The organism is Flavobacterium sp., assembly GCF_046317795.1.
Taxonomy (GTDB): Bacteria; Bacteroidota; Bacteroidia; order Flavobacteriales; family Flavobacteriaceae; genus Flavobacterium.
The window spans coordinates 1-12296 of sequence record NZ_JBKCVI010000061.1 but is presented as its reverse complement, the minus strand read 5'-3'; the positions used below and the strand labels follow the sequence as shown (position 1 = coordinate 12296).

General features: G+C 33.0%; 11 protein-coding genes. 3 read left to right on the top strand and 8 right to left on the bottom strand.

Annotated elements, in window-relative coordinates; all coding sequences use genetic code 11:
* From ACK5ON_RS03780 to nadC, 4 genes are all read right to left on the bottom strand, one after another.
* The coding region (locus ACK5ON_RS03780; RefSeq protein ID WP_409820018.1) for a DEAD/DEAH box helicase at positions 1 to 1205 on the bottom strand (1205 nt) is incomplete at its 3' end.
* A gap of 10 nt (positions 1206 to 1215) precedes the next feature.
* Complete coding sequence (locus tag ACK5ON_RS03775; RefSeq protein ID WP_396174528.1) at positions 1216 to 1641, bottom strand: DUF2147 domain-containing protein; 426 nt, start codon at positions 1639 to 1641, stop codon at positions 1216 to 1218.
* Entirely contained in the window at positions 1638 to 2576 is a 939-nt protein-coding gene (locus ACK5ON_RS03770; RefSeq protein WP_396174527.1) for a YihY/virulence factor BrkB family protein, read from the bottom strand. Before ACK5ON_RS03770 ends, ACK5ON_RS03775 begins: the two co-directional genes overlap by 4 nt.
* 6 nt (positions 2577 to 2582) lie before the next feature.
* A complete protein-coding gene (nadC, locus tag ACK5ON_RS03765) occupies positions 2583 to 3440 on the bottom strand; it encodes a carboxylating nicotinate-nucleotide diphosphorylase (protein WP_409820016.1) in 858 nt (285 codons plus the stop codon).
* Positions 3441 to 3538: 98 nt separating this feature from the next.
* Here nadC and ACK5ON_RS03760 point away from each other — a divergent pair, with 98 nt between their 5' ends.
* Positions 3539 to 4588, top strand: a complete 1050-nt coding sequence (locus ACK5ON_RS03760; RefSeq protein WP_409820014.1) for a quinone-dependent dihydroorotate dehydrogenase — start codon at positions 3539 to 3541, stop codon at positions 4586 to 4588.
* Here ACK5ON_RS03760 and ACK5ON_RS03755 read toward each other — a convergent pair.
* Positions 4544 to 5254, bottom strand: coding sequence for a DUF3307 domain-containing protein (locus ACK5ON_RS03755; RefSeq protein WP_396174521.1), 711 nt, complete (start codon positions 5252 to 5254; stop codon positions 4544 to 4546). The genes ACK5ON_RS03760 and ACK5ON_RS03755 overlap by 45 nt on opposite strands.
* Positions 5251 to 5862 carry a SatD family protein gene (locus ACK5ON_RS03750; protein ID WP_396174520.1) on the bottom strand — a complete coding sequence of 204 codons (612 nt, stop codon included), beginning with the start codon at positions 5860 to 5862 and terminating at the stop codon, positions 5251 to 5253. Before ACK5ON_RS03750 ends, ACK5ON_RS03755 begins: the two co-directional genes overlap by 4 nt.
* 172 nt (positions 5863 to 6034) lie before the next feature.
* On the opposite strand from ACK5ON_RS03750, the gene ACK5ON_RS03745 reads away from it, so the two are divergent.
* Complete coding sequence (locus tag ACK5ON_RS03745) at positions 6035 to 6898, top strand: hydroxymethylglutaryl-CoA lyase (protein WP_409820012.1); 864 nt, start codon at positions 6035 to 6037, stop codon at positions 6896 to 6898.
* On the opposite strand, the gene ACK5ON_RS03740 is transcribed toward ACK5ON_RS03745, so the two are convergent.
* Positions 6895 to 9390: a cation-translocating P-type ATPase gene (locus ACK5ON_RS03740; RefSeq protein WP_409820010.1), complete on the bottom strand. Its 2496-nt coding sequence runs from the start codon at positions 9388 to 9390 to the stop codon at positions 6895 to 6897. The genes ACK5ON_RS03745 and ACK5ON_RS03740 overlap by 4 nt on opposite strands.
* Positions 9391 to 9575: 185 nt before the next feature.
* Here ACK5ON_RS03740 and guaB point away from each other — a divergent pair, with 185 nt between their 5' ends.
* Entirely contained in the window at positions 9576 to 11048 is a 1473-nt protein-coding gene (gene guaB, locus ACK5ON_RS03735; protein WP_409820008.1) for an IMP dehydrogenase, read from the top strand.
* Positions 11049 to 11065: 17 nt separating this feature from the next.
* Here the strand turns inward: guaB and purB are convergent.
* The coding region (gene purB, locus ACK5ON_RS03730; RefSeq protein WP_409820006.1) for an adenylosuccinate lyase at positions 11066 to 12296 on the bottom strand (1231 nt) is incomplete at its 5' end.

Below are 12296 nucleotides of genomic sequence, written 5' to 3'. Positions count from 1 at the left end.
AAAGGTAAAAACAAAGCCGACCTTGCTCCTATTACCACTTGTGCTTTTTCGGAAATATTTAACACTTGATTCCAAACTTCCACTCTCTCGTTATTGTTGTATTTAGAATGAAAAACAGCCACTTTATTCCCAAAAAATTGCGTCAAACGATAAACCAATTGGGTTGTCAAAGCAATTTCGGGCAATAAATACAAAACCTGTTTTCCTTGAGTGATATAATTTTCAATTAGTTTAGTATAGATTTCAGTCTTACCGCTCGAAGTTACACCATGAAGCAAACAAACCTCTTTTGTAGAAAATGATTTTACAATTTCATCAAAAGCAATTTGTTGCGAATCACTCAGTAAAAGTTCATTGTCGCGTTTATTTTTATCAAAATTTACTCTGTCTTCTTGAATGTAATATTCTTCAAAGATTTTGTTATTGACTAAAGCTTTAATAATTGCACTGGATGCTTTTGCGGTTTCCGTTAATTGCTTTACCGAAATTGGTTTCTTTTGCTTCGCCAGTTCGCTATTGCTGGTGTCTTGTGCTTGTAATTGGAAATATTGAAGCACAATATTTTTTCTTTTTTCAGATTTTAAATTATTTAGCAGCTCAATTAAGTTACTTTCTGCTAAATAATTTTCGTGCAATCGAATATAGCGAATGAGTTTGGGTTTGTATTCCTCTTGAATTTCTTCTTCGAGTGAAATGATATTTTTATTAAGCAGTTTTTGAATGACCGGTAAAACTGTTTTCTTGTTTAGAATATCAATAATGTTTTGAACCTTTAACGAACTCTGGTGTTGCAATGCTTCATATATCAAAAACTCATCATCCGAAAGTTGCGTTTCATCAACAATAGTTTCTTTTCGCTGCGAGATAATTGTTTCACTTTCTAAAAGTAATGCCGATGGTAAAGCACTACGATACACATCGCCAATGTTACACATATAATAAGACGCGATCCAAAACCAATGATTGATTTGAAATTCGTTAACAATGGGTTTTTCATCTAGAATTTGATGGATTTCTTTCGCTTCGTATAGTGTTGGTGCATTTTGATGTAAATCGATTACAAGCGCTGAGTAGATTTTGTTTTTACCAAAAGGAACTGCAATCCTCATTCCTCTTTTTATGAAAAAATATTCAGCTTCTGAAACCCTATACGTAAACGTTTTAGGAAGTGAGAGCGGAATGACAACTTCAATGAAATAATTCATTTTTTAGTAATTATTTTTGTCTAATCCAGGTCTGTGACCTTCCAAAAAGAGAAATTCCAATATAACCGCGAACTATTATTTTATCTTTCCCTTCCATAGAAATTTTACAATTATATGATTTGCCGTTTTTTGGATCTGTAATTTTTCCACCATCATAAACATCACCACTTTTTTTTAACCCTTTAATTATAATCAAACCTAAAATTTGTTTGTTTTTATCTTCTCCTTCACATTTTTCACATTTGCGATGCCTATTTTCCGCTTCTAAAATTTCAATAATTTTGCCGTATACTTTACCTTGTTTTTCAAAAATATCGACTATGCTTTTTTCTTTTCCAGTTTCGTCGTCAATCGTTTTCCATTTTCCAAGAATAGTTTGTGAAAAACTAATTTGGCTTATGAAGAATATAAAAATATAAAGTGTTTTTAGTTTCATAGTATATCAAGTTCTTTTTGTTTTTCTCTTTTTATGTGTTGAATGGAAGCATTTAAGTCAAATCCTAAAAGCAATATCATACAATTAATCCAAATATAAAACATGATTACCAATAAAGTTCCGATTGATCCATAAATTTCATTGTATTTTGAAAATTTAACCACCCAAATCCCAAAGAAATAGGAAGAAATAATAATTAATATTGTTGTAAATACGGAACCAATCGATATAAATGCTCTGTTTTTTTCTCTTTTAACTCCAAATTTAAACAACAAAGATGTGGCTATTAAAATCATTAGAATAACGAAACTATACCTTCCCATTTCTATCAAAGGTATTTTATCTGATAAGACATCTTGAATTTTAGTTTTTTGAATTAATACTTCAAAAATAACAATCGCAGCAACAGTAATTAATAAGACGAAAGACAGAATAATTGATAATGCTAATGAAATAAGATATTGCCTAATAAACGTTCGTTTCAAAGTTATATGGTGGGAACTTTCTAATCCGCCAAGGATAGCATTTACTCCGTTTGTCATTAAAAAAATTGCCATTAAAAACCCAGTAGAAAGTAAGCCACTATGACTATTATGCAAAATATCGTTAATGATTTTAAAAATTGCCTCATAGGTTGTTGGTGGTACATTCTGCTGAACAAAACCTAGAAAATCATCTTGAAATCCTTCAATAGGAATAAACGGAATTAAATTGAGTATAAAAAGTGCAAAAGGAAATAATGCCATAAAAAAACTAAAGGCAATTGCAGCAGCTCGATAAGAAATAGCGCCTTCAATAATTCCTATAGCATACAATTCAAGCAATTCATACAAAGACAAACCGTGAAGCCAAGGCAATTTTATTTTTTTTAGTAAAAAAACAAGTTGCTTTACAATAGGTATGCGATTTAATCTTTCTTCAATTTCTACACTCATATAACTTTAAAAAGCTTTTAAACTCAAATCCATATTATAAACTGAATGTGTTAATGCTCCAGAGGAAATATAATCAACTCCACATTCCGCATACAAACGAATGGTTTTTTCATTAATATTTCCCGAACTTTCGGTTAAGCACTTATCCCCTATTAACGCAACCGCTTTTCGAGTATCTTCAAAGTTAAAATTATCAATCAAAATTCTGTAAACGCCATCATTGTTTAGTATTTCTTTGATTTCGTCAAGATTTCTGGCTTCAACAATTATTTTTAAATCGAGATTGTTATGTTTCAAAAATGCTTTGGTTTTAGTAATTGCTTGAGAAATTCCACCGGCAAAATCATTGTGATTGTCTTTGATCATAATCATATCATACAAAGCAAAACGATGGTTTTCGCCACCACCAATTTTTACTGCCCATTTTTCACAAGCCCGAAATCCGGGTGTGGTTTTGCGCGTGTCCAATATTTTGGTTTTTGTTCCTTCTAAAAGTTTTACAAATTGATTCGTTTTTGTGGCAATGGCAGACATTCGTTGCATCGAATTCAGTACCAGTCGCTCTGCTTTCAAAATTGATTGTGAACTGCCAGAAACATGAAAAACCACATCACCATGTTTTACTACTGCTCCATCTTCAATAAAAGTTTCCACTTCCAAAGTTGGATCTACATTTTCAAAAATCATACGAGCAAAAGCAACTCCGGCAATAATACCAGTATCTTTTACTAAAAGTTTGGCTTTTCCTTTTGCAGAATCGGGAATACATGCCAATGAACTAAAATCACCTGGTCCAATATCTTCCCTAATTCCATTTTGTATTATTAAATCGAGTTCTGTTTGAAACTGTTTTTCTGATATCATTTTGCAACTATTGATTGGCTAAATTAGTATTTAATTTACGGATTAAAAAATGAAAATTGAATTTGAATTTCTATTTTTGCAGTACAACACAACAACTCATGTACAAATTACTCATTCGTCCTATTTTATTTTGGTTTGATCCCGAAGAAGTGCATTACTTTTCTTTTAGTTTTATCAAATTTATATCCAAAATTCCTTTTGTTCCATCTATAGTAAAATCGATTTATGAGGTAAAAGATTCTCGATTGGAGCGAGAAGTTTTTGGGCTTAAATTTAAAAATCCGGTAGGATTGGCTGCTGGTTTTGATAAAGATGCCAAGTGCTATAAAGAACTTTCCAACTTTGGTTTCGGATTTATAGAAATTGGAACAATAACGCCTAAAGCCCAAGAAGGAAATCCAAAAAAACGTTTATTTCGTTTGAAAGAAGACAGCGCAATCATCAATAGAATGGGGTTCAATAATGGTGGTGTTGACGAAGCTGTTTTACGATTAAAGAAAAATAATGGAATTCTAATTGGTGGGAATATTGGAAAAAACAAAATTACTTCTAATGAAAATGCTATCGATGATTACTTAACTTGCTTTGATGCCTTATTCGATTATGTCGACTATTTTGTGGTAAATGTTAGCTCACCGAACACACCAAATCTAAGAGAACTTCAAGAAAAAAAACCTTTAACAAATCTCTTAAGAGATTTGCAAGATTCAAATTCCAAAAAACAAATTCCAAAACCAATATTGTTAAAAATTGCTCCTGACTTGACTGATGAACAATTAATGGATATTATAACGATTATAAACGAAACTAAGATAGCAGGTGTTATTGCCACCAATACAACAATTTCAAGAGATGGTTTACAATCCAAAAATAAAACAGAAACTGGCGGTTTATCAGGAAAACCCTTGACTAAAAGGGCTACAGAAGTGATTCGATTTCTTTCGGAACAAAGTAATAAAGCTTTTCCAATTATTGGTGTTGGTGGTATTCATTCGGCTGAAGATGCACTAGAAAAATTAGAAGCTGGTGCAAGTTTGATACAATTATACACCGGATTTATTTATGAAGGTCCAAGTTTGGTAACGAAAATAAATAAAGAAATTCTAAAAAGAAAATCCAATACTTATTTTAACCAAAAGCCCAATTAACAAAGCAATTCCGAAACTTAATAATGTTCCAATTAATACATATTCAGTCAATTTTCTGTCTTTAGCTTCTTTTAAATCTCCAAATCTAAAAATTGATTTCGCGGCCAATAAAAACCCTATCGCATCGAAATGTCCCATCAAAATAAAACAAAACACAAAAAGACGTTCTAAAATTCCTATATAATTTCCGGCATTTTGTAACGAGTCATCATCGGTTTTACTCTCGGGTGTCCATATAGAAATGATGTTTTTGATGATTATCGAAGTCGGTTTTGTTAATAAAATAAAACCTGTAAACACGATCCAAAAATGATTTCCAAAAAACTTTAAGTCTATTTGATTGTTGCTATAAATCAATGTAATGGCTACAATAACTAAAAAATGTAAAATTTGATCTACAGAAAACCAAATGCGTTTTGTTTCTGAGGTTTGGAAATTCAATTTCAAAAAATCAATAAAACCATGTGAAACTGCTAAGCCAGTTGCAAACCAAACAAACTCTAATTTGCCAACCAAAACCCAAGCTAAAATAAAATGTAAAAATGTGTGTAAGTATAAGTAAATGCTACGGTATTTATTCGTTTCTTTATCAATTACCCATGAAGTTGGTTGCAATATAAAATCACCTATTAGGTGTGCCAAAAGTAATTTTACAAACACAATCATACATCAAATGTTTTGATTTTTTTTCTAAAATAATTATCTACCTGAAGTAATAAATCATAATTGGAACGTTTTTGCCTACGGCTTACTGCTGCTTGGTTGATGCCCAATTTTACTCCAATCTCTTCTTGCGAAAGCGTTGGGTTTTGAATCGCAACAAGCACAAATTCAGCCGATTGTTGCAGCCAATTGTCCATAAAAGATAGTGTCAATTTTAACATTAAATTCAAGTCTTCATCAAAGTCGGCGTTTCCAGAATTGATAGCTAAATTTAATTTTTGCTTTTTTAAAGTTTCAAATGTTTCACCAGAACGAATAAAAGCACTTCCGTTACTTTCTGTTATTTTTCTTGCTTTATAGGTTTTATCACCTAGACCCAAACTCATTCGAACATCTAAATTTATAGATTTAAAAAATGCTTTAATTTGGAAAGCAACTGCCAATGCGTCTTCTAATGTTTTGATTTCCAATTGAAATTCATCACCACGATATATTTCCCAATCATTTGGTGATTTCCCAATTGATTGAAATATAGTTTTTAAGTCATCCATCCATTTCTTGGAAGGAACCTTTCTTGAGTTGATAATATCTCCTGTAAGTATCACAATCATAGATCAAAAGTAATAAACATTTTTAATAAACCAATAATTATTACCAAAAAACGTAATATTTATAATTATTACCAAAATGTGTAATATTTTGTATTATTACCAAAAAGTGTAATAAATTAAGATTAATGATAGTTTCGATAGAAAATAAGTTTTACTATCTTTGAAACTGTTTATGAAAAACATCAAAATCATAGAATGTCCACGAGATGCCATGCAAGGCATCAGAGACTTTATTCCTACTCAAAAAAAAGTTGATTATATTCAGTCACTTCTTCGAGTGGGTTTTGATACTATTGATTTTGGGAGTTTTGTTTCGCCAAAAGCCATTCCGCAAATGCAGGACACAGCCGAAGTTTTGGCTCAATTGGATTTATCGCAAACACAAAGTAAATTATTAGCTATTATTGCCAATACTCAAGGCGCACAGTTGGCTTCTGTTCACAAGGAAATTCAATTTTTAGGTTTTCCGTTTTCTATTTCTGAGAATTTTCAAATGCGAAATACGCACAAAACTATTGCAGAAAGTTTAGTAACACTCCAAGAGATTTTAGATATTGCCGATGCATCAAATAAAGAGGTGGTTGCTTATCTTTCTATGGGTTTTGGCAATCCGTATGGAGATCCGTGGAACATCGAAATCGTTGGCGAATGGACGGAACGATTAGCAACTATGGGTGTAAAAATTCTTTCGCTATCCGATACTATTGGTAGTTCAACACCAGATGTAATTGATTATTTGTTTTCCCATTTAATTCCAAAATACCCTCAAATTGAATTTGGTGCCCATTTGCATACCACTCCAGATAAATGGCATGAAAAGATTGATGCGGCGTATAAAGCGGGTTGCCGTCGGTATGACGGAGCTATTCAAGGTTTTGGCGGTTGCCCAATGGCAAAAGATGATTTAACGGGTAATATGCCAACAGAAAAACTCGTCTCCTATTTTACAGCCCAAAAAGAAAACACCAGTATCAGTCCAATGAGTTTTGAAAGTGCTTATAATGAAGCTTCAAAAATTTTCAAGGAATATCATTAATTTTTTCTTTTAAAAATCTTATAAATTTCAATCCACAGAACTGAAGTAAATCCAACCATAATACTCAAACCAAGTTGAACTAACGATACCTTTTCAAAAAGGAAAAAACGGGTAAACATTGGAACAAATAATAACAAACTTGTCATTAAAATGGTTACACCAATTATCATTGGAACAAGATTGTTTTTGTATCGAATAGTTGTGAAAACAGAATAGTACAAAGAACGATTGGTCAATGTTAAAAAGATATTTGAGGCAATTAAAGTTAAGAAAATAGTTGTTCGGGTTACTGCTTCAGTACTTCCGTTTTGAACACAATATTGATATATAAAAAGCAATCCTAAGGTAATTACCAAACCTTGAATTATACTCATCGTTATTTCTTTTAAATTAAAAAAAGTGGATGTTAACGGTCTTGGTTTTTGCAACATTAAGTTTCGTTCCATTGGTTCATTTTCATAAATAATAGAACATGTTGGACCCATAATTATTTCTAAAAAAATGATATGAACAGGAGTAAAAATGTTTGGATAAATCCATCCTAAAGCCAATGGAATAAAAACAATGAGAATAATGGGAATGTGAATAGAAATAATATATTGAATGGCTTTCTTGAGATTGATATAAATCTTTCTTCCCATCGCAATGGCGTCAAGCATTTTACTAAAATCATCGTCGATTAAAATTAAATTAGCGGCTTGTTTGGCAATTTCAGTCCCTTTTTTGCCCATAGCAATTCCAATATGAGCCGATTTTAATGCTGGACCATCATTTACACCATCGCCAGTCATCGCTACAATTTGGTTGTTGTCTTTCAGTGCTTGGATAATTTTAAGTTTGGCTTCGGGAAACATTCTGGTAAAAATGGTGGTTTCCATGACTTTAGCTTTTAAAATAGCTTCGTCCATTGCCATTAATTCGTCACCATTCAAGACTTTATCAGCGTCTTTGAAACCAATTTGTTTCGCAATAGTAGCAGTTGTGGCGGCATTATCACCTGTGACAATTTTTACTTGGATTCCGGCTTTATAAAATTTCTCAAAAACCTCTTGAATATTAGCTTTCGGTGGATCATAAAAGGCAACTAATCCTTTAAAATGAAACTTAAACTCCTGCTGTGTTTTAGGAAAATCTTTTCCAGAAAAATCAGTTACTCCAATACCTAAAACACGATAACCTTCTGCTGCCATGGTTTCCATTGCAACTATAATCTGCTTTTTATCTTTTTCAGATAAGTTACTAACTTCAATTAATGCTTCTGGTGCACCTTTGGAAGCTATGATTTTTTCTCCTTTAGAATTTTCAAAAATGTGTGTCATCATAGGAGGTTTTCCTCCTAATGGATATTCGTGAACCAACTTATAATTAGGTCTTTCATCAACCCGTTCTAATTGTGTATACGCTTCATGAATTGCGATTTCCATAGCGTCAAACGGAATAGGTTCGCTTGACCACATTGCATAACTCAAAACATCTTCGGCTTCTGAATTTAATTTTTCATCGGTGTTAACAATTGTATTTGAATTAAATAGATATAGTTGCGCCAAACTCATTTTATTCTCAGTAATAGTTCCCGTTTTGTCGGTGCAAATTACTGTTGCACTACCGAGCGTTTCCACTGTTTTGGTTTGCTTGGTAATAATTCCCATTTTCATTAAACGCCATGCACCAAGCGCCATAAATGTGGTAAAAGCTACTGGAATTTCCTCTGGAATTACGCTCATGGCAATAGTTAATGCTTTTAATAAACTATCTAAAACACTTTTCGAATGATAAAAATTCACAGCCCAAACAAATCCAAAAATCACCAATCCAATGATTGACATTATCTTTACAAAATTGGTAATTTGAATCTGTAAAGGTGTTTTTTCTTCCACTATTTCTTCTAAACTTTTGCCAATTTTACCCATATTGGTTGTATTGCCAATCGCTGTAACTTGACAAATTGCTAATCCAGTGGCTACAATAGTTCCTTGAAACACTTGTTTTTCTTCTGTAGTTTCACTTTTAAAAACAGATAAGGATTCGCCAGTCAAAATAGCTTCATTTACCGAAAAATCATTGGATTGAATTATCACAGAATCAGCAGGAATAAAAGTTCCTTCTTCTACTTGAATGAAATCGCCAATCACAATTTCTTCACTTGGTATTTCAATTATTTCGCTATTGCGAATGACTTTACTTTTGGGTTGGGATAATTTTTTTAAAGTTTCAATGGCATTTCTACTCCTGGCTTCTTGAAAAAGAGAAATACCCGCGACAAGAAAAATAGCAAGAGTCATAAAAATTCCATCTCCATAATCACCTGTAATGTAATAGATACTAGCGGCAATGACCAAAAGTAAAAACATAGGTTCTTTTGCCATTGCAAAAAGTGAAATTAAAAAATGATTTTTCTTATGATATTCCAAAGAATTTGAGCCATTCTCTATCCGCGAGGTAATAACTTCATTATTTGTAAGTCCTTTAAAAGTTGTTTTAACATTAGTCATATAAAGAAGTTAAGAAGTTTTACTAAGTTAGTAATTTTTATTGGATTTGCAATGTTTTTAAAGAGTTCTAATTCACATTTATAAAAAACTTCCAACTTCCAACTTCTAACTTCCAACTTTTAATTATATTTGTTCGCAATTTAACTACAATACTGATCCAAGTTCAGCATAAACGACAAATTGCAATGAAAGCACACACTTCAAAAATCGTTGGAGAAGGTTTAACCTATGACGATGTACTATTAATCCCAAATTATTCCGAAGTTTTACCGCGGGAAGTAAATATCCAATCGAAAATATCAAGAAATATTTCGTTGAATGTTCCCGTTGTTTCTGCAGCGATGGATACTGTTACCGAAAGTTCGATGGCAATTGCCATGGCACAAGAAGGTGGAATTGGTGTTCTGCATAAAAACATGACTATTGAGCAACAAGCTGCAAAAGTTAGAAAAGTAAAACGTGCAGAAGCTGGAATGATTATCGACCCTGTAACATTGCCTTTGAACTCCACTGTTGGCGATGCTAAAATTTTGATGAAAGAACATGGAATAGGCGGAATTCCTGTAGTTAATGAGAACGGAACATTAAAAGGTATTGTAACCAATAGAGATTTGCGTTTTGAAAAAATCAATTCTCGTTCTATACTAGAAGTGATGACCTCTGAACATTTAGTTACTGCTGCCGAAGGAACTACTTTGCAAGAAGCCGAAGGAATTTTGCAACAAAATAAAATTGAAAAATTACCTGTAGTCGATGCCAATTATAAACTAGTTGGATTAATCACGTTTAGAGATATTACAAAATTGGCTCAAAAGCCAGTTGCCAACAAAGATAAATTTGGTCGTTTGCGCGTTGCTGCTGCGCTCGGAGTAACTGCCGATGCCTTGGAAAGAGCAACAGCACTTGTAAATGCTGGAGTTGATGCTGTAATTATTGATACCGCTCACGGACATACTAAAGGTGTAGTTGATGTTTTAAAAATCGTTAAAGCAAAATTTCCAAACTTGGATGTAATCGTTGGTAATATTGCTACTGCCGAAGCCGCTTTATATTTAGTAGAAAATGGTGCCGATGGCGTAAAAGTCGGCATTGGTCCTGGTTCAATTTGTACAACTAGAGTTGTAGCTGGCGTTGGATTTCCCCAATTTTCAGCCGTTTTAGAAGTAGCTGCTGCGATACGTGGAACTGGAGTTCCAGTAATTGCTGATGGTGGAATTCGGTATACAGGAGATATTCCAAAAGCGATTGCTGCAGGAGCAGATTGTGTGATGCTTGGTTCATTATTAGCTGGAACAAAAGAATCCCCGGGAGAAACCATCATTTTTGAAGGCAGAAAATTCAAATCCTATCGTGGAATGGGTTCTATAGAAGCTATGGAAGACGGCTCAAAAGATCGCTATTTTCAAGATGTGGAAGACGATATTAAAAAGCTTGTCCCAGAAGGAATTGTTGGTCGTGTTCCTTATAAAGGAGAATTGAACGAAAGTATGCAGCAATTTATCGGTGGATTAAGAGCTGGAATGGGTTATTGCGGTGCAAAAGATATTCCTACATTACAGGAAACTGGGCGATTTGTTCGTATTACACAAAGCGGAATTGGAGAAAGTCATCCGCATAATGTTACAATTACTAAAGAAGCTCCGAATTATTCGAGATAGCATTTTTGAATAAATAATTAAATTCCTAGATAATTACTAGGTGTAATCTGCATTAACTCTACTTTGACTTCATTAGAAACATTTAGAGTTCCGATAAAATCATGAATGGCTTCTTTATTAATAACTGAATTGGTTCGTGTCAATCCTTTCAAAGCTTCATAAGGATTTGGATACCCTTCACGACGTAAAATTGTTTGAATGGCTTCAGCTACCACAGCCCAGTTTTTTTCTAAGTCTTCAGCAATTTTTGGTTCATTTAATAATAATTTATTCAAACCTTTTAAGGTAGAATCAAAAGCAATCAGTGTGTGACCAAAAGGCACGCCAATATTTCTCAAAACAGTACTATCCGTTAAGTCACGTTGCAATCTTGAAACTGGTAGTTTGGCCGAAAGATGTTCAAAAATGGCATTGGCAATACCCAAATTTCCTTCCGAGTTTTCAAAATCAATTGGATTTACTTTGTGTGGCATAGCCGATGAACCAATTTCACCTGCTTTAATTTTTTGTTTGAAGTACTCCATCGAAACATACGTCCAAATATCTCTGTCTAAATCAATGATGATGGTATTAATTCTTTTTAAGGCATCAAAAAAAGCAGCAAAATGATCGTAATGTTCTATTTGTGTGGTTGGAAAGGAATGTTGTAACCCAAGCGTATTTTCAACGAAAGTAGTTCCGAATTGTTTCCAATCTACATTGGGATACGCCACGTGATGTGCGTTGAAATTTCCAGTTGCTCCTCCGAATTTAGCAGCAAAAGGAATATTGAATAACAATCGCATTTGTTCTTCCAAACGCTCCACAAAAACCAAAATTTCTTTTCCCAATCTTGTTGGTGAAGCTGGTTGACCGTGAGTTCTAGCTAACATTGGAATGTCCTTCCATTCAACACTTAACTCTTTTAACTTAGCAATTAATCCAATCAAACTTGGCAAATACACTTGTTCAAAAGCTTCTTTGGTTGAAAGAGGTATCGCTGTATTATTAATATCTTGAGATGTCAAACCAAAATGGATGAATTCTTTGAACTCGCTTAAACCAAGTCCATCAAATTTATCTTTAATAAAATATTCCACCGCTTTTACATCGTGGTTGGTAGTTTTCTCGGTCTCTTTAATCAACAAAGCATCTTCCGTAGTAAAGTTGATGTAGATATTTCTAAGTGAATCAAAAACACTTTTATTTACACCTTTTAATTGAGGTAAATCATTCTTGCATAACGCAATAAAATATTCAACTTCAACT